Genomic DNA, 18,184 nt, shown 5'->3' with positions numbered 1-18,184 from the left:
TTGGGTCCATGCTTACGGACCCGCGCCCCCTGCCTGCCGTGCAGGAGCTGCTGGCCGGCGCCCACGTGGTGAGCCTCCCCATGCGCGTGAAGTTCCGCGGCATCATGGCGCGCGAGTCCCTGCTGCTGCAGGGTCCAGCCGGTTGGGGAGAGTTCTGCCCCTTCCCCGAGTACGGCGACGCCGAGGCCTCCCGGTGGCTTGCCGCCGCGATCGAGGCCGCCTGGACAGGGTTTCCCACTCCGCTGCGTCCGGTGATTCCCGTCAACGCAACCGTTCCAGCCGTTCCGGCTGACCGGGTTCCGGAGGTCCTTGCGCGCTTTGGCAGGGTGGACGCCGTGAAGGTCAAGGTTGCCGAGCGCGGCCAGACGCTCGACGACGACGCCGCCCGCCTCGCCGCGGTCCGCTCCGCCCTTCCGGATGCAGCCATCCGGGTGGACGCCAATGGGGGCTGGGATGTTCCGGCCGCTGTCGAGGCGCTCACGCGGCTGGCCGCCGTCGGGCTTGAATACGCCGAACAGCCGGTGCCGACCATTGACGGGCTGGCCGAGGTTCGGCGTGCCTTGCGGGCCGCCGGAACACCCGTGCTGATCGCGGCGGACGAGAGTGTCCGTAAGGAATCAGACCCCCTGCGCGTGGCGCGTGCCGGCGCGGCCGACCTCATCGTGGTCAAGGTGGCGCCGCTCGGGGGAGTACGCCGCGCCCTGGACATCGTGGCGCAGGCCGGGCTTCCCGCCGTCGTGAGCTCAGCGCTGGACACCTCCGTGGGGATCCGCGCTGGCCTTGCCCTGGCCGCGGCGCTTCCGGAACTGCCTTACGCGTGCGGGCTTGGTACCGTGTCCCTGTTCGAATCCGACATCACCATGGACCCGCTCGTGGCCGACGACGGCGCCATCCGCCTCCGCGACGTCGCCGCCGACGCCGGGCTGCTCGAGCAGTATGCGGCTTCGCCAGAGCGCCGGGACTGGTGGCTGGCCCGGCTCCGCCGTGTCCACGCCCTCCTCACCGCCTAGACGCTCCATCACCTTCCGCGCCTTTCTTGTCGACGCTCCATCACCTTCCGGGCCTTTTCCGCGGACGCTCCATCACCTTCCGCGCCCTTTTTGTCGACGTTCCATCACATCCCTGCAGGTCACGAGCGGTTAACCAGAGCTTCACCTTATTGACTACTGCGCGTAGAAACCGGCTGACAGGGTGAGGGAACCGCATCGATTTTCCCTGGAAGGCCCCCATGTCTGAAACGACTGCCCGCAAGTTCACCCTGCTGCCGATGCTCGGCCATACCAAGGGCAAGCGCAGTGCCGTCACCTGCGCGCTGAAGTGCGACAACGCCTGCGCCGGCGACGTCTGCAACACCAGCTCCAACAGCTATTTCCGCGACATCGCCTCTGCGACAATGTCCCGCCGCGCCGCCTTGGGCTTCGGCGCCGCCGGTGCGCTCGCCGTCGTACTCGGCAGTGCCGTCACTTCGCCTGAATCCGCCAGCGCTGCGGGCCTCTCGAAGGCTGCCAAGGAAGGCTTCGGGAAGTCCAAGCTGGAGTTCACGGCCATCCCCTCGATCGATGCCGCCGTGGACGCAGTCACCGTCCCCGAAGGCTTCACCTGGCAGCCGGTGATCCGTTGGGGGGACCCCATCTTTAAGGACGCGCCGGAGTTCGACCTCAACAACCAGACGGCCGCTGCGCAGGAAAAGCAGTTTGGCTACAACAACGACTACACGGACATCCTGGAGATCCCGGGCAGCAAGGGCCGCCGCGCGGTGCTCTTCTCCAACCACGAGTACACCAACGAGAACATCATGTTCCCGGCCACCATGCCTGCGGACCAGATGCGTGCTGTGGGGGCAGCCGCGCACGGGCTCACCGTGGTGGAGCTGGAGCGCCAGAACAAGAACAAACCGTGGACCTACGTCAAGGGTGCGCCGCTGAATCGCCGGTACCTTAACAACACTGTCTACGAGCTGACCGGCCCGGCCGCCGGCTCGTCGCTGGTCAAGACTGTTGACGATAAGGACGGCCGCTTCATCAAGGGCACCCTGGGCAACTGCGCCGGCGGAACCACCCCCTGGGGCACCATCCTCTCCGGCGAAGAGAACTTCAACGGCTACTTCGTCTCCCCGGGCACCTCCGCCGAGGACAAGCGCTACGGCCTGACCAACAAGGCCACCGCCCGCAAGTGGGAGCTGGACGAGAAGCGCTGGGACACCCGCAACGCCGGCTATGAGAATGAAGCCAACCGCTTCGGCTGGATCGTGGAGGTTGACCCGTTCGATCCCGATTCCACCCCCAAGAAGCACTCCTCGCTGGGCCGCTTCAAGCACGAGGGCGCCAACGTGATCGTGGCCAAGTCCGGGCATGTCGTGGCCTACTCCGGCGACGACGAGCGCTTCGACTACCTCTACAAGTTCGTCTCGAAGGACAAGTACCGCGAGGGCGACCGCAAGCACAACATGACACTGCTGTCCGCGGGCAACCTGTACGTCGCCAGGTTCACGGGCAACTCGCCAACCGCTGAAATCAGTGGCACCGGTGCAGTGCCCTCAGATGGTGCGTTCGACGGTATCGGCGAGTGGCTGCCGCTGGTGGTGGACGGCAAGTCAGCAGTGCCGGGCATGTCCGTGGAGCAGGTGCTGGTGTACACCCGCCTCGCCGCCGACAAGGTTGGCCCCACCAAGATGGACCGTTGCGAGGACGTGGAGCCCAGCCTGCACACCGGCAAGGTCTACGTGGCGTGCACCAACAACTCCAACCGCGGCACGGGTTCCAACGAGGGCGCCACCGAGGTCAACCCGCGCAACCAGAACCGCGACGGCCACATCGTGGAGATCACTGAAACTGGGGACCAGACCTCCACCACGTTCACCTGGAACCTGCTGATGGTCTGCGGCGACCCGGCCCAGGGCGACGTCACCTACTTCTCCGGCTTCCCGGTGGACAAGGTCTCGCCCATCTCGTGCCCGGACAACCTCGCGTTCGACTCCGTGGGCAACCTCTGGATCTCCACCGACGGTGCCCCCTCCGGCATCGGCCGGGCGGACGGCCTGTTCAAGGTCACCCTGGACGGCGCCGAGCGCGGAAGGGTGGAACAGTTCCTCGCCGTCCCGCGCGACGGCGAAACGTGTGGCCCCATCATCCACGACGAGGAGCGCACCGTGTTCGTCGCAGTGCAGCACCCGGGCGAGGACGGATCGTTCGACTCGCAAGTCTCCTTCTTCCCGGACTACGTTGCGGCAGGCACGACGCCGGCCCCGGGCCAAGCACGTGCGCCGCGCCCGTCCGTGATCCAGGTGTTCCGCGGCTAGGTTCGTCCCGGTGTAGGGTCTGTCGGAATCCAACGCTCTCTCACTTAACGCGGGTAATTCCAAAACGCTCTATCACTCTTTTCAGGAGAGTGATAGAGCGTTCCGGCTTCAGGCGCATCGAGTGATAGAGCGTTCCGGCTTTAGGCGCATCGAGTGATAGAGCGTCGGGCGTTTTGGTGCGGGAAGTGATGGCGCGTCGGGGGTGGCAGACTGGTTTGGTGACTTCGCACAACGATTCCGCCCCCGACGCCCCCCGCCAGGACGCTTCCCCCATCGGCTCCCCGCAAGCGGGCACCTTCCCCGCAGACTCTTCCGGTGCCGCCCCTGAGTTAAGTGCCGTCGCGGCCGCGCGGATCGCCGTCGGGGTCCTGGTCGACGGCGGTGTGCAGCACGTGGTGGTGTCGCCCGGGTCCCGGTCCGCTCCCATGGCCTACGCGCTGGCTGAGGCATCGGCGGAGGGCAGGGTGGAGCTGCTGGTCCGCATCGACGAGCGTTCCGCCGGCTTCACTGCGCTGGGCCTGGCCCTGTCCACCGGCTCGCCCGCCGCCGTCCTCACGACGTCCGGGACCGCCGTCGGGAATCTCCTTCCCGCGGTGATGGAGGCAAACCATGCGGCCGTCCCGCTCATCGTCCTGTCCGCTGACCGGCCGGACGAGCTGCGCGGCACAGGCGCCAACCAGACCACCATCCAGCCCGACATCTTCGGGGAACAGGTGCGCTTCGCCGTCGACGTCCCCGCAGGCACCGACCCCGAACGCGCCATCCGGACCGGCCTGTCGGCGGCCACCGGTGCGTTCCCCGACCTGGCCCCCGGCCCGGTCCAGCTCAACCTGGCGTTCCGCGATCCGCTGGTTCCCGAGGCCGGCGCGACGTTGCCGGCGGCGGCAGAACGGCCGCGATACCGGCTCGCCAGCGAGCCGCTCGTGATGAACCTGCCGCCTGCATCCGAGAACCTGCCCGAGCGCCGCACGGTGGTACTCGCAGGGCACGACGCCGGGCCGGTCGCCGAGGCCTTCGCCCGCGCGCACGGCCTGCCGCTGCTGGCCGAGCCGTCCTCCAACGCCCGCTTCGGGCCGAACGCCGTGGGCCCGTACCGGCTTCTGCTGGAGCACTTTGGAGCCGGGGCAGCAGCGCCAATTGAGCGGGTGGTCCTGTTCGGCCGGCCGACTCTGTCCCGGCCGGTCGCAGCCCTGCTGGCCCGCGCGGACGTTCAAGCCGCTCTCTACCAGCCGGTTCCGGTGGCCTGGTACGAGCCCGGCCGGCGCACCGAGCTGCCCCTGGAAAGCCTTGCGGACCTGGCAGATTTTGCCGGCCGCGGGCCATCCACATGGCTGGATACCTGGCTGCTTGCCGGATCGGCCGCCCAGCACGCGCTGGATCGTATCCTCGCTGAGGGAGCGCCGGCCACCGGTCCGGCCGTCGGGTCGCTGGTGTGGGAACATTCCCGGGGCCAGCTGCTGCTGGGCTCCTCCAACGGAATCCGCGACGTGGACTTGGCCGGCCTGCCCGCTCCTGAACCTGCCGCCACCGTTTATGCGAACCGCGGCCTCGCCGGGATCGACGGCACCATCTCCACAGCCACCGGGGTTGCACTCGGCGCGCGGCAGGAAACCACCGTCCTGCTGGGCGATGTCACCTTCCTGCACGACGCCGGCGGCCTGCTCCTGGGCACCGGGGAGGAGGAGCCGCACTTGCGGATCGTTGTGCTCAACGACGCCGGCGGGGCCATCTTCGACCTGCTGGAGCACGGCGCCGTGCGTGAGGCGGGAACGTATGGTGACGCCGTCGAGCGCCTCTTCGGCACCCCCCATACAGTGGACATTGCGGCACTTGCTGCAGCGTACGGCGTCGGGCATTGCTCGGTAAGTACGACGGCGGCACTCGCCGAGGCGCTCACGCAGCCGATCGAGGGCCGCAGCATTGTTGAAGTCCGCACGGACCGGCACGGCCTGCGCGCGCTTCACAGCCGGATCAAAGAGGCCGTCGCCGCTGCAGTCGGGGGAGTGCTGGCGCGCTAGCCGAAGAATAGCGATCTGACGGATCGCTTAGCCTGTCGGTGGCGTGAACTGGCTGGCGCTGAACCTTGCTCCCTGCGGGTCCCGGATCAATGCCTCGCGCGTCCACCCGGTGTCGTACTGCCGAAGGATTCCGGCCCCCAGCCGGATTGCGTCAGCAACAGCCTGGTCCCGGTCGGCAACGGCGAACGTCACGTGCCAGTGCGGCGGTTCATCGGCGGCCGTTGCTACGACCCAGGCGATCGCGTCATCGAAGCCGGGTGGGGCGGCGATTTCTGAGTGCTGGGTCCTGATGTCCGGGTAGATGGTCGCCTCAAGGTGGTCGCCATAACCCGGCCGGCGAACCATCAGCCCGAAGCCGACATCGTCCACCTGCCAGCCGAACGCGTCCTCGTAGAACGCAATGCCCCCGCTGGGGTCAGCCGTATGCAGGTCGCTAAAATTCCAGGCCCCCGGCTGATTGACCACCTGCGCCCCCAGTCGCCGCTTCGGCTGCCAGATGCGGAATTCGACCCCTTCCGGATCGGTCAGCAACGCTCCGCGGCCGCCTTCTCCCGCGTCTGCCGGTGGGGCCAGCACTTTGGCGCCGGCGGTCACCAGCCGCCGGACTGCAGCGTCGGCGTCATCGACTGCTATGTAGGTGTTCCACGCCGTTCCCTCCGCGCTGCTTGCTATCCCGGCGACGTCACGGCCGCCCAGCTTTGCTATCAGATACCTGCCTGGTGCCCCCGAAGGCATCACGTCTTCAAATGTCCAGCCGAAGAGGCCGCCGTAGAACTCAGCAGCCGCGTCTACGTCCGGCTGCTCTGTGTCGACCCAGCACGGTACACCATGGGGGTAGGTCCGTTCGCTCATGTCCCGCTCCTGTCCATGCTTTCCTTCATCGCCGCTTCGAATGCAGGAAGGCTCCGTTCGATCATGTCCTCGTTGGCCGTAAGGGAAACCCGGAAGAAGCCCGGCGTCTCAAACAGTACGCCCGGGAAAACGAAGACATTCCGGCGGACGAGTGACTCGGTGAACGCCTCGTCGTCCGGAATGGGGGAGGTGGCAAACAGGTAGAACGTGCCTTCAGGCCGATGGACGCGATAACCCATGCCGCCCAGCGCCTCCATGAGCCGGTCCCGGCGCCGCTGCAACTGGCCCACGTCGATGCTGAACTTCTCCAGTTCCGGAAGCGCGTGCTGCAGCAGCGCATTCGGGTACACCCACCCCATCGCCACCTGCAGGCCGGTGATCGCGGGGCGCATCTCCTCCCGCTGCGGCATGGTGGGCGGCAGCGCCAGATAGCCCACCCGCTGGCCCGGCGAGAGGTGGGTTTTGCCATAGGAATAGGCCAGCAGCGTGTGCGCATAGAACTCCACGGGACTGTGGAAGCGGAGGCCATCGAACACAATCCGGTTGTAGGCCTCGTCCGAGACCAGGTAGATCCGCCTGCCGATCCTTACCGAGGCCGCCTCCAACATGTCCGCCAGCCGGAGCAGCAGTTCGGGAGGATAGATCCGCCCCGTGGGATTGTTGGGAGAATTGATGATCACAACCCTGGTGCGCTCCGTGATGGCAGACTCAATCGCATCCAAATCCAGGTCGAACGTTGCCGTGCTGACCTTTACCTTCACCGGGACGAGACCTGCTTCAAGGATCAGCGGCTCGTACAGGAACCACGGCGGCAGGCTGAAAATGACTTCATCGCCGGGATCGCTGACCGTCTTCAGGGCCAAGGCGATGGCAGCAAAACCTCCGGTGGTCAGATAGATGTCCTCCGTCCGGAACGGCACGTCCAGCAGTCGCTGAAGGGATTCCGCGGCCGCCTCCCGGGCAGTTTCGCCGTTGGTCTGGTACGCGAACCACTGGTCGTGCTGTGGGGTAACGGCATCCCGCAACGTATTGACGTACCGGTCGGGCGGCATCTGGTGCGGGTTGCCGAAAGTGAAATCACAAACATCCGACTGGCCTTTCCGGCGCAGGCTGGCCGCCGTGAGATAGGCATCAACGCGTTGGAAAGAGGGGATGGATGCCAGCCGCGCAGCGCGATCAGATACCGCGGAGGTGGCCCGGGACGGGATTGTAGGTTCTGTCATGCCGGCGCTCCTCGATTGGCCGGCCCTGGTGGGCCTGCACGTCCGATGGGCAGCACGCTGCTGAGCCAGGGCTGTAGTGGGACCTATTGTGTGCCGCGGCACGGCGGAAGTAAATGCCCGGGCAAGAGGCGCGTGCCGCCGTCGTACGCCTTCCCAGAGTGGCGACGCGCAGCTACCCCTTGACGCAGAAATTCCCTGGCGCTGCGGTTGTATCCGCAGCCCCAGGGAATGTACGTATCACAACTGGAAGAGGGTTACTCCTCGATATCGATGTGCGTGGGATCGAGCACGCGGCGCAGGAACTCCTTGGTGCGGGCCTGGGTGGGGGCAGAAATGACCTGCTCGGCCACGCCTTCCTCCACCACAATGCCGCCGTCCATAAACACCACGCGGTCGGCCACTTCACGGGCAAAGCCCATCTCGTGGGTGACCACCAGCATGGTCATGCCCTCCTTGGCGAGGTTCCGCATCACGGAGAGGACATCGCCCACGGTCTCAGGGTCCAGGGCAGAGGTGGGCTCATCGAAGAGCATCAGCTCCGGGTCCATGCTCAGCGCGCGGGCAATGGCCACACGCTGCTGCTGGCCGCCGGAGAGCTGGTCCGGGAAACGGTCCGAGAGGTGCCCCAGTCCCACTCGCTCCAGGTTGTGCATGGACACCTTGTCCGCCTCCGCCTGGGACCGCTTGAGGACCTTCGTCTGGGCGATGGAGCAGTTGCGCTTGGCGTCCAAATGCGGGAACAGGTTGAACTGCTGGAACACCATGCCCACCTTGCGGCGCATCTTGTCGATGTCCACATCGGGATCGGTGGCCTCGAAGCCGCCCACGTGGATGCTGCCCTGGTTGGGCTGCTCCAGCAGGTTCACGCAGCGCAGGAGGGTGGACTTGCCGGAGCCGGACGGCCCGATCAGGCACACCACTTCGCCGGGAGCCACGTCCAGGCTGATGCCTTTCAGGACCTCATTGGATCCGTAGGACTTGCGCAGGTCCTTGATCTCCACGCCGGCGGCGTGGACGGTTGCCGTGCCACCGCGGGAATTGTTTACGACGTCGTTCATGGTCTTCGCTGCCTATCGGTTTGACCGCGCGGTGCGGCTTTCGAACTTCCGGGCCAGGAAGCTCAGGGGGATGGTGATCACCAGGTAGAAGGCTCCGGCCACCAGGAGCGGGGTGAGGCCCGCGCCGAGGCTGGAGATGCCGTCGCGGCCGAACTTGGTGAGCTCGTACTGGGAGGCGGTGAGGCCCAGGACGTAGATCAGCGAGGAGTCCTTGGTCAGCAGGATGACCTCGTTGGTCAGGGGCGGCAGGACGATCTTGAACGCCTGCGGGATGACGATAGTGACCATGGCCCGCCACTGCGGCATGCCCAGGGAGCGGGCTGCTTCGAGCTGGCCCTTCGGTACCGCCTGCAGGCCGGCACGGAGGGTTTCGGCGATGTAGGCCGAGGCCACCATGCCGAGCGAAACCATCACGATCACGGTGATGTTCCACGAGACGCCGAACGCCAGCGGGACGCCGTAGCCGAAGGCGATGAAGACCAGGAGTGCCGGGATGCCGCGGAAAAACTCGATGTAGCCGGTGGCGATCCAGCGGTACAGCGGGAAGCTGGAGAGCTTCATCAGGGCCAGCAGCAGGCCGCCGGAGAGGCCCACGATAAAGCCGAGGAAGGTGTAGATCAGGGTGTTCACCAGGCCGGTCATGAAGATGCCGGGGAACATGGGGCCGATCTTGCCGAAGTTGAAGACGCTGTTGCCGATGGTCTCCCAGTCGGTGGCCAGGATCAGCGCGGCGATGGCCACAACAAAGATTCCGGCCTGGACATACAGGCTTACTTTGGCTCGCTGACGTGCGGTCATTGCCATGGGTTGCTCACATTCGTTGTGCGTGGCAGAGGCCCCGGACGGACTGCGGTACAGCTCGTCCGGGGCCCCGGCTGCGTAGTTCTCAGGGCCGTGACGGAACCAAGGCGGGGGAGCCTCAGGCCTGCACGGCGACTACTTGGCGGTGGTTGGCTACTTGGCGGCTTCGCCGAACCAGGTGGTCTTGAACTTCTCAAGGGAGCCGTCGTCGGTCAGGCGCTTGAGGGTCCCGTTAACCTTCTCAGCCATGGCGGTGTTGCCCTTCTTGATGGAAATGCCCAGCTGCTCGCCGGTGGCAAATTCCTCAACGCTCTTGAACTTGGGCTGGTCCTTGATGGCGTAGCCCAAAACGGACTGGTTGCCCAGGGCTGCGTCGATGGTGCCGGCCTCAAGGGCCTGCACCAGGAGGCCCGTGTCCTCGAACTGCTGGGCATCGAGGCCCTGCTCCTGTGCGTAGTCGGCGCCGGTGGTGGCCTGCTGGACGCCCACCTTCTTGCCCTTGGCATCGGCCAGGCTGTTGACGCCGGAATCTTCGCTGGCTACCAGGGCCAGATCGTCATCCAGGTAAGGGGTGGAGAAGTCCATGACCGACTTGCGGGTATCCGTGATGGAGATGGAGGAGATGCCCAGGTCGCACTGGGTCAGGGCGGTGCCGGTCTCGATGGCCTCGAAGGAGCTGTCCACGATGCTCAGTTCGGCGCCGAAGTCCTTGGCGAGTTCCTTGGCGATGTCGACGTCGAAGCCCACCGTCTGGCCGTCCTTCTCAAATTCGAACGGCTCGTAGGGGATATCCGAGCAGACCGTGAGCTTGCCGGAGTTGATGAGCTGAATGCCGCCTTCGGAAGCTGCCGGAGTGGAGCTTCCGCCGCCGCAGGCCGTGAGGGTGAGGGCGCCGGCGGCGAACAGTGCTGCTGCCTTGGCGGTGATCTTGGCCGTGGCCAGGGACTTGAGCTGCATGTTTCTTACCTTTTGTTGCAGGAGTATGCGGTACTAAATCGGTTCATAGTGTAGCGCCGTTTAGGAGATGTGCATCACAGGAAACTTGTTTTCACTATTGGATAACTAAGTTACAGCTGTTTTCAAGCCTAGGGGAAGGGCCAGTGTCTTGAATGCCGGACATCCTGCCCAAGAGGAACCTAGTTGCTGATTCCCAACGACTCCAGCATCGGCCGGAACTTGGCCCAGGTCTCGGCGAGCTCAGCTTCCGGCAGCGAGCCATCGACTACGCCGCAGCCGGCATATAGCCGCACCGTGTCGTGGGACTCAATGACGGCGCCGCGCAGGGCGATGCCCCATTCTCCGTTTCCGGCAGCGTCCAGCCATCCCACCGGCCCGGCGTAGGGCCCGCGGTCCAGGTGCTCCAGCTTGCGGATCAGCGCCCCGGCGACTTGGGTGGGGGTTCCGCAGACGGCAGCAGTGGGGTGCAGGGCATTGATCAGCGCCAGGCAGGTTGGGACGTGCCCCTCCACCTCGGTCAGCTCCGCCTTGACGTCCGACGCCAGGTGCCAGACATTGGGCAGCTCCAGGATGAACGGTTCGTCGTGGGCGTTCATGGCTTCCGAGAACGGCGCCAGTTGGGACGTCAGTGACTGGATGGCGATTTCGTGCTCGTGCCGCTGCTTCTCCGATCCCGCCAGCACACGGGTGGCGTAATCCATGGGAAGGCCGTCCTCCCCGTGCGCATCACGGCGGTCCAAAGTGCCGGCCAGCACGCGTGCCTGCGCAGTACGCCCCTCCACCTGGATCAGCATCTCGGGCGTGGCACCCACCAGCCCGTCCACTCCGTAGGTCCAGCATTCGCGGTACCGCCTGGCGAGCTCGCCCAGCACCTTGGCAGCGTTCACGCCGGAGGGAACAGTGGCCACAACGTCCCGCGCCAGCACCAGCTTCTCCAACGCGCCCGTCCGGATCTCGGCCACTCCCGCGGCCACGGCGGCCATCCAGTCCTTCTCGCTCAGCGAGCCTGTGTGCAGGGTTGCGCCGGCTGCCAGGGGCAGGGGACGTACGACGGCGCCGCCCGCCTTGGCATGGGCGGTACCCGGGGTGCCGTTCCCGGCGAAGTCCGCTGCCGCCGTCGTGCTTCCACCATCGGAACCGCTACCCAGCCAGCGGTCGAGCGCGGCGAGGGCCCCCGCCTCGGTGAGGGGGCCGTCGTCGAATGTCAGCTGGGTGACCCAGACCTGTCCATCGCGGACGCCCACCACAATCTCGGGCACGATCAGCCGGGACTCGTGGGCTGAAGTCTTTGAGAAGGCGAAGGAGCCAAAAGCGACGGGACCGGTGCCGGGGAGTTCCACGGAGTCGGTGATTTCGGCCTCGATTACCAGGTGGCGCCACCAGATATCGGCCTCGAGGAAGCGTTCCGGGCCGGTGGCGGTGAAGCGGGCGATCTCGCCGAAACCCACCAGTCCGGCCTCGCGGCGTGTCCAGCAGAGGACATCGTCCCGGACCAGAAACGACGGCAGCCCCCCGGCGAATTTTTGGCTATCAAGGGGGACTGTCAAGGTGCGGAACGTGCTCGTCATGATTGCTCCACGGTACCCCTTTTTACCCCCCGTAAAGGGTACTTAGGGGTACTTTGGGCCGCCCATACCCCAGAAACCGCGCCGGGCGTAGCCTTCAGCCATGGACTCAGACGTCCGCATCCTGAACCTTCGCACCGGGATTCTGGTGCCGTGCCTGGTTCACGGCGAGCTCACAGCGAAGCCGTTGCTGCTGCTGCACGCGTGGGGTGAATCGAGCCGCAGCTTCGACCGGCTGATCCCGCTCCTCGCCAATTTCCGGATTCTCGCCCCCGACCTGCGCGGCCAGGGTGAGGCGGACAAACCAGCTGATGGCTACTCCCTTCAGGAACAGGCTGAGGACGTTGCAGCGATCCTCGACGCCCTGCAGTTGACGTCCGCTTCCATCCTGGGATCCTCCAGCGGCGGCTACATCGCCCAGCAGCTGGCCGTAAGTCATCCCGAACGGGTGGACGCTCTGGTCCTGGTTGGCGCGCCGCTGACCCTTAACCGCAGGCCGGTGTTCGCTGACGAGGTGGAAGCCCTCACCGAGCCGATCGACGAGGACTGGGTGCGGCAGTCCCTCCTGTGGTTCCAGCTGGGCAGGCCGGTTCCGCAGTGGTACCTGGAGGACCGCGTGCGTGACGGACTCAAAATGCCCGTACACGTGTGGAAGTCCGCGCTGGCAGGGCTTCACCAGGCCACACCGCCCCTGGACCTGGGGGTTATCCGCGCGCCCACCCTCATCCTGCGGGGTGAACAGGACGGTCTCCTGCCGCAGGCCGACCACGAAGTACTTGCTGCCCGCATCCAGGGTTCCGTGCTGAAGGTCTATCCGGGCGCCGGCCACGTGGTCCTGTGGGAGGATCCGGAGCAGGTGGCGAAGGACACCAACGCGTTCCTGGGCTAGCCCAGCCGGCCACCCCGGGGAACCCCTGGGGCAGGGCTTGGTCGGGACCCTCCTGAACATTTGAGACAATGACATGGTGAACCGAGCATCCTTGGATAAGCGTCCGGACGAAGTAGCCACGATGTTTGACGACGTCGCCCCCAAATACGACGTCGTCAACGATGTCCTGTCCCTGGGGCAGACCCGCCGCTGGCGCAAGATCGTTGTGGACGCGATGGAAACCACCAAGGGTCAGCGAGTCCTGGACCTTGCCGCCGGAACGGGCACGTCCAGCGAGCCGTATGCCGATGCCGGCATAGACGTCGTGGCGTGCGACTTCTCCCTCGGAATGCTCAAGGTAGGCAAGCGCCGCCGGCCGGACATCGACTTCATCGCCGGGGACGCCACCAACCTGCCGTTCGCCGACAACACCTTTGACGCCACCACCATCTCCTTCGGCCTGCGCAACGTCAACGAGCCGAAGAAGGCGCTGCAGGAGATGCTCCGCGTCACCAAGCCCGGCGGACGACTGGTCATCGCCGAGTTCTCGCAGCCCGTCGTCCCGCTGTGGCGCACCATGTACACCGAATACCTCATGCGCGCACTGCCTGCCATCGCCGTTAAGGTCGCCTCCAACCCGGACGCCTACGTTTACCTCGCCGAGTCCATCCGCGCATGGCCGGACCAGGACCACCTTGCTGCCTGGCTGGAGGAATCGGGCTGGGAGAAAGTCACCTACCGGAACCTCACCGGCGGCATCGTGGCGGTCCACCGTGCGTTCAAGGCCCCCGAGTCAACGGCCGGCGGCGCTGCTGCCGCGATCGCCGCGCACAAAGGCCCCGTGGCCAAGCTGCGCCGCAACATCACCCGCTGACCTGTGCGGGTACTGATAGTCGGCGCGGGGCCGGCCGGTTCCACTGCCGCGTACTACCTGGCCAAGGCAGGCATCGGCGTCACAGTTTTGGAGAAGACGAGCTTCCCGCGCGAGAAGGTTTGCGGCGACGGCCTCACTCCCCGAGCCGTCCGCGAAATCCAGAAACTTGGCCTGCCGCACCCTGAAGATGACGGCTGGCGCCGCAACAAGGGCCTGCGCCTGATCGCCGGGGGCCGGACCATCGAGCTGCCGTGGCCCGAGGTTTCCGACTTTCCGCAGTACGGCCTTATCCGCACCCGGCTGGGTTTCGACGAGGAACTGGCCCGCCACGCCCAGGCCGCGGGCGCCGAAATCCTTGAGCGGCACAGCGTTACTGAAGCCCTTCGAAACGACGACGGCCGCGTCACCGGCGTCCGCGCCGCCATCCTTGACGAGGCCGGACGCAAGACGGGGGAGACGCGCGAGTTCAGTGCCGACGTCGTACTCGCCGCCGACGGAAACTCCACCCGCACGGCCGTATCCCTCGGCATTCAAAAGCGCGACGACCGCCCCCTCGGCGTGGCCGTCCGCACCTACTTCACCAGCCCGCGCACCGACGATGACTGGATGGAAGGCTGGCTGGAGCTCCCCGGCCGCGACGGCAAGCTGCTGCCGGGCTACGGCTGGGTGTTCGGCGTCGGCGACGGCACCTCCAACGTTGGCCTCGGCATTCTGAACTCCTCCAAGGAATTCGGCAAGCTCGATTACAAGCAGGTCCTCCGCGAGTGGACCGCCGGCATGCCGGCAGAGTGGGGCTTCACACCGGAAAACCAGGTGGGCGAAATCCGCGGCGCCGCGCTGCCCATGGGCTTCAACCGCACCCCGCACTACTCGCCCGGCCTGCTCCTGCTCGGTGATGCCGGCGGAATGGTCTCCCCGTTCAACGGCGAGGGCATCTCCTACGCCATGGAGTCCGCCCGGTTCGCGGCCGAGTTCATCATTGACGCCTCCTCCCGCGCTGCGTCCTCGGGCGGAACGTACGACGCCGACGCGCACCTCTCGCGGTATGCGGAGTATGTGCGGGACCAGTGGGGATCGCACTTCACCCTGGGCCGCGCGTTCGCCGCGCTGATCGGCAAGCCTGCGGTCATGAAGCTCGCGCTGCGCACCGGCATGCCCATCCCGGTGCTGATGCGGTTCGTGGTCCGGCTTTTGGCCAACCTCACGGACCCCTCCGCGAAGGGCTTCGAGGACCGGGTGATCCGGGTCCTGGAGTCGCTGGTTCCGGCCACATCCAATACCCAGTCGGTTTCGAATCAGCGGTATCCGCAACAAAAAGTTAGGGTTAACCAGTGAACAACCCCGCAGACCACAGCTGGACGCACGCCGGACACGGCCTGCCGGACTCCGAACCCAGCCTCAACACCACCGCCATCGCAACGGGTTTGCAGCTGCCCGCGGGCTTTGCCGCCATCGCCGGGGACGACGAGCTGGGGCCGGCCATCACCAACAACCTGGCCCGCGTGGAGAAGAAGCTCCGCGAGGCGATTGCGAACTCGGATCCGCTGGCGGACGCAACGTCGCGCCACCTTGTGGAAGCCGGCGGCAAGCGCATCCGGCCTTTGCTCACCCTGCTGTGCGCCCACCTCGGTGACGCATCGCTTCCGGCCGTGGTGCAGGCCGCCGTCGTTGTTGAACTGACCCACCTCGCAACCCTGTACCACGACGACGTGATGGACTCAGCCCCGTTCCGCCGCGGTGCGCCCACGGCCCACGAAGTATGGGGCAACTCGGTGGCGGTCCTGACCGGCGACCTGATCTTTGCCCGGGCCTCGATCCTGGTTTCCGAACTCGGTTCGCGGGCGCTGGGAATCCAGGCCCGTACCTTCGAGCGGTTGTGCCTGGGCCAGCTGCACGAAACCGTGGGGCCGCGTCCGGACGAGGATCCCGTGGAGCACTACCTTTCCGTCATTGCGGACAAGACCGGCTCCCTGGTTGCGGCATCCGGCCAGCTTGGGGCGATTTTTGCCGAAGCCGATCCTGCCTACGAGTCGGTCCTCGTGGAGTACGGCGAGAAGGTGGGCGTGGCATTCCAGCTTGCCGACGATGTCATCGACGTCACCGGCATCAAGGTCAAGTCAGGCAAGTCACCGGGGACGGACCTGCGCGAAGGCGTTCCCACTCTGCCGGTGTTGCTCCTGCGACGGGCGGCCGCGGAGGGTGACAGCTCCGCCGTCGAACTTCTCAAACTCATCGATGGTGACCTGACCTCCGATGAAGCCTTGGCCGAGGCGGTGGCGGCGCTGCGCGAGCACCCGGTGACTGCGGAGTCATGGGTTGTGGCGCGCGAGTGGGCTAACGAGGCTATTGCCGCGCTTGCCCCGCTCCCTGAAGGTGTGGTTAAGGAATCGCTGTCCAACTTCGCGCTGGCTGTGGTGGACCGCGCCAGTTAAGCCTTGTCCTTTGTGGAAGCCCGGCTCCGTGGATGGTGCCGGGCTTCTTCCTTTAGGGCGACAACGCCTGGTCCCGGTGGTGCAGGGTTAGCCCGCTAAAACGGGATAGCCCCGGTCCGCAGCAACGATACGAGTCATACGTTGCCGTGAACCGAGGCTATCTCTCCGTTCGCATCAGACCCGCCGGAGGCGTTTAGCGGATCCGTGAATAGTGTATGACAGCTTTGTCACAAGATGCAAGTCCTCTGTTACTGCGGGTGTCATAGATTTTCCGCGCTGGAATTCCCTGCTCCTGACCTGAGTGCGTGACTTGTAGATGCGGCCGGCAATGTTCTTGCGAAGTGGCGGGGCCGGGATCAGTCGGTTCGCCAAAAGGCACGCAATCCGGTTCGAGCAACTCCCGACAATGAGTCCGCTTCTTGTCCACATAGCCCTGGCTGGCCCCTCGCAGCACGTTTTTCCTAGCGACACTCTGAATTGGTGGACATCACTGACTACTTCAATCGGCATGGCGGAGTTGCTCGTGCCAGCCAGTTGAAGAGCGCGGGCTTTACCCGGATACCCAGGGCGGACTCGTTGCTTGAGGTTCTGGCCAGCGCCGTAACAACCGCAGCATCATCGATGGCTACTTGGTCCTGCGCTACTACTACGACGATGTTGTCCACGCACCAGAGGTCATGGTCGCCGAGGTGCAGGCAGTGCTGAAACTATGGCCTATAAATCACGCACTTTGGTCACGGCAGGCCTGGCGGCGGGAGGAAACCTCAGCCTTCTTCATCCTCGAAGGCCCATTCGAACATGTCGAACACGAACTCCGAGAACGTGCCTTCTTCGGACTTCCACTGGCCGCGGGCGTTGTTGCGGCGGTACACAATGGGGTCAGGGACGCTGAGGTCGCCTACACGGAAGCCCCAGGTGTATTCCTCTTCTTCATCCTCGAGGAACATGAGGAACCCTTCGTCGTCGACTTCGAGCTCGTCGGGATCCCAGAAGTAGTGGTAGGCCTCCATCAGGTCCTCGCAGCCGCCGATGGCCAGGTAGAACTCGCGGAGGACCAGGGGAATCTGGAATTGGTGGTCGGCCAGGGCCTTGTCCAGCTCCTCGGGAGACAGCCCGTCCTCTTCCTGCCATTCGTCCTCGAGATACTTCGGAACAAGCGCACGGAATTTCTCGAGGAACATGTCAGTCATGGTTCATATCCTAGCTAATCGCGAGCACGCGATTCGCCGCTGTCAACCCCTGCGCGGTGCCACCCGTTGACTGCCAGCGGGATGTACCAGGAGCGCCGCCAGGCAACCACCCGGAAGGCAAAAACGAGGGCGGCCACCACGCAAGCCGTCACCGCATTAAAGGATCCGGTGACCCACAGCACCGCGGTCAGGGCGGCCCCGCTGAAGGCAGGCAGGGCGTAAAGGTCCCGGGAGTTGAACAACTGCGGCACCTCGTTTGCAGTGATGTCGCGCAACAACCCGCCGCCCACCGCTGTGGTGACACCCAGCAGGACGGCCGCCACAGGATTGACGCCGAAAGAGAGCGCCTTCAGAGTGCCCGTGATGCAGAACAGGGCCAGCCCGCCGGCGTCGAACAGGACCAGCAGCGACGTGAAGCGCTCCACGCTGGAAAACAGGAAGTACACCAGGAACGTGGCCAGCATCGGCGGGACGAGATAGGCGGGATTGCTGAAGGCCGCGGGGGGCGTTGCACCAAGGATGATGTCGCGGATGACGCCGCCGCCCAGGGACACGAGGGAGGCCAGCAGGAGCGAACCCACAATGTCGAACTGCTTCCGGGCGGCCAGGAGGGATCCCGAGACAGCGAAGAAGAAGACACCCACCAGGTCCAGCCACACCAGGGCGATGTCAAAAGGGAATGTCATTGAGCGTCCCGGCGGTTCTAAAGAGGGCGGACAGGGCGGCTCCAACGTTACGCTAGCCCCTATGAACAGCCCCATCATGATCGCCTGCGCCCATGGGACATCCAGCACACAAGGCGCCGCCGAGGTGAACGCCCTGCGCGACGCCATTGCAGCGCTCCGCCCGGGCCTCGACGTCCGCGAAGCCTACGTGGATGTCCAGCAGCCGGACCTGGTGGACGTCATGGCGGGCCTGCCCGAGGGGGAGTCCGCGGTGGTGGTGCCGCTGCTGCTCAGTGTTGGCTACCACGTGAAGGTGGACATCGCGCGGGCCGTCAAGAGCCGTCCCGGCAGTGCGGCCGCCGCCCCGCTCGGACCGGATCCGC

Annotated in this window: 17 protein-coding genes; 8 read left to right on the top strand and 9 right to left on the bottom strand. The window is 65.7% G+C overall.

What is annotated here, in order from left to right:
* Window positions 1–8: 8 nt before the first annotated feature.
* The 3 genes from AC5RV1_RS09365 (at window position 9) to menD (ending at window position 5,316) form a co-directional block, all read left to right on the top strand.
* Window positions 9–1,010 carry an o-succinylbenzoate synthase gene (locus AC5RV1_RS09365; protein WP_493994323.1) on the top strand — a complete coding sequence of 334 codons (1,002 nt, stop codon included), beginning with the start codon at window positions 9–11 and terminating at the stop codon, window positions 1,008–1,010.
* Between the two features lie 218 nt (window positions 1,011–1,228).
* Window positions 1,229–3,298 (top strand): PhoX family protein, encoded by a 2,070-nt coding sequence (locus tag AC5RV1_RS09360; RefSeq protein WP_493994322.1) that lies wholly within the window; start codon window positions 1,229–1,231, stop codon window positions 3,296–3,298.
* Window positions 3,299–3,486: 188 nt separating this feature from the next.
* Complete coding sequence (menD, locus tag AC5RV1_RS09355; RefSeq protein ID WP_493994321.1) at window positions 3,487–5,316, top strand: 2-succinyl-5-enolpyruvyl-6-hydroxy-3-cyclohexene-1-carboxylic-acid synthase; 1,830 nt, start codon at window positions 3,487–3,489, stop codon at window positions 5,314–5,316.
* 27 nt (window positions 5,317–5,343) lie between these two features.
* Here the strand turns inward: menD and AC5RV1_RS09350 are convergent, their stop codons facing one another.
* The 6 genes from AC5RV1_RS09350 to AC5RV1_RS09325 form a co-directional block, all read right to left on the bottom strand.
* Entirely contained in the window at window positions 5,344–6,168 is an 825-nt protein-coding gene (locus AC5RV1_RS09350; protein WP_493994320.1) for a VOC family protein, read from the bottom strand.
* Window positions 6,165–7,391 carry an aminotransferase class I/II-fold pyridoxal phosphate-dependent enzyme gene (locus AC5RV1_RS09345; protein WP_493994319.1) on the bottom strand — a complete coding sequence of 409 codons (1,227 nt, stop codon included), beginning with the start codon at window positions 7,389–7,391 and terminating at the stop codon, window positions 6,165–6,167. Before AC5RV1_RS09345 ends, AC5RV1_RS09350 begins: the two co-directional genes overlap by 4 nt.
* Window positions 7,392–7,645: 254 nt before the next feature.
* Window positions 7,646–8,449, bottom strand: a complete 804-nt coding sequence (locus AC5RV1_RS09340) for an amino acid ABC transporter ATP-binding protein (RefSeq protein ID WP_256248153.1) — start codon at window positions 8,447–8,449, stop codon at window positions 7,646–7,648.
* A gap of 12 nt (window positions 8,450–8,461) precedes the next feature.
* Window positions 8,462–9,253 (bottom strand): amino acid ABC transporter permease, encoded by a 792-nt coding sequence (locus AC5RV1_RS09335; RefSeq protein ID WP_493946905.1) that lies wholly within the window; start codon window positions 9,251–9,253, stop codon window positions 8,462–8,464.
* Window positions 9,254–9,403: 150 nt separating this feature from the next.
* The gene (locus AC5RV1_RS09330) at window positions 9,404–10,207 is read right to left on the bottom strand and encodes an ABC transporter substrate-binding protein (protein ID WP_493946904.1); all 804 of its coding nucleotides are present in this window, start codon (window positions 10,205–10,207) and stop codon (window positions 9,404–9,406) included.
* Window positions 10,208–10,386: 179 nt separating this feature from the next.
* A complete protein-coding gene (locus AC5RV1_RS09325; protein WP_493994318.1) occupies window positions 10,387–11,775 on the bottom strand; it encodes an isochorismate synthase in 1,389 nt (462 codons plus the stop codon).
* 100 nt (window positions 11,776–11,875) lie between these two features.
* Here AC5RV1_RS09325 and AC5RV1_RS09320 point away from each other — a divergent pair, with 100 nt between their 5' ends.
* The 4 genes from AC5RV1_RS09320 (at window position 11,876) to AC5RV1_RS09305 (ending at window position 15,946) form a co-directional block, all read left to right on the top strand.
* Window positions 11,876–12,661 (top strand): alpha/beta fold hydrolase, encoded by a 786-nt coding sequence (locus AC5RV1_RS09320; RefSeq protein WP_493994317.1) that lies wholly within the window; start codon window positions 11,876–11,878, stop codon window positions 12,659–12,661.
* Window positions 12,662–12,737: 76 nt separating this feature from the next.
* Window positions 12,738–13,514: a demethylmenaquinone methyltransferase gene (locus tag AC5RV1_RS09315; RefSeq protein WP_493947192.1), complete on the top strand. Its 777-nt coding sequence runs from the start codon at window positions 12,738–12,740 to the stop codon at window positions 13,512–13,514.
* A 3-nt stretch (window positions 13,515–13,517) separates the two neighbouring features.
* The gene (locus AC5RV1_RS09310) at window positions 13,518–14,849 is read left to right on the top strand and encodes a geranylgeranyl reductase family protein (protein WP_493994316.1); all 1,332 of its coding nucleotides are present in this window, start codon (window positions 13,518–13,520) and stop codon (window positions 14,847–14,849) included.
* On the top strand, window positions 14,846–15,946 hold the full coding sequence (locus tag AC5RV1_RS09305; RefSeq protein ID WP_493946900.1) for a polyprenyl synthetase family protein: 1,101 nt from the start codon (window positions 14,846–14,848) through the stop codon (window positions 15,944–15,946). The genes AC5RV1_RS09310 and AC5RV1_RS09305 overlap by 4 nt, the downstream gene beginning before the upstream one ends.
* 494 nt (window positions 15,947–16,440) lie before the next feature.
* Here AC5RV1_RS09305 and AC5RV1_RS09300 read toward each other — a convergent pair whose 3' ends face one another.
* The 3 genes from AC5RV1_RS09300 to AC5RV1_RS09290 form a co-directional block, all read right to left on the bottom strand.
* Entirely contained in the window at window positions 16,441–16,611 is a 171-nt protein-coding gene (locus AC5RV1_RS09300) for a hypothetical protein (protein ID WP_493994315.1), read from the bottom strand.
* A gap of 99 nt (window positions 16,612–16,710) precedes the next feature.
* A complete protein-coding gene (locus AC5RV1_RS09295; RefSeq protein WP_163161658.1) occupies window positions 16,711–17,136 on the bottom strand; it encodes an SMI1/KNR4 family protein in 426 nt (141 codons plus the stop codon).
* A 14-nt stretch (window positions 17,137–17,150) separates the two neighbouring features.
* Entirely contained in the window at window positions 17,151–17,822 is a 672-nt protein-coding gene (locus AC5RV1_RS09290) for a trimeric intracellular cation channel family protein (RefSeq protein WP_458781336.1), read from the bottom strand.
* A 61-nt stretch (window positions 17,823–17,883) separates the two neighbouring features.
* On the opposite strand from AC5RV1_RS09290, the gene AC5RV1_RS09285 reads away from it, so the two are divergent.
* The coding region (locus AC5RV1_RS09285) for a sirohydrochlorin chelatase (RefSeq protein WP_493994314.1) at window positions 17,884–18,184 on the top strand (301 nt) is incomplete at its 3' end.

Source organism: Arthrobacter sp. Hb9-2 (assembly GCF_059091165.1).
This window is presented reverse-complemented; position numbering and strand designations above follow the sequence as displayed.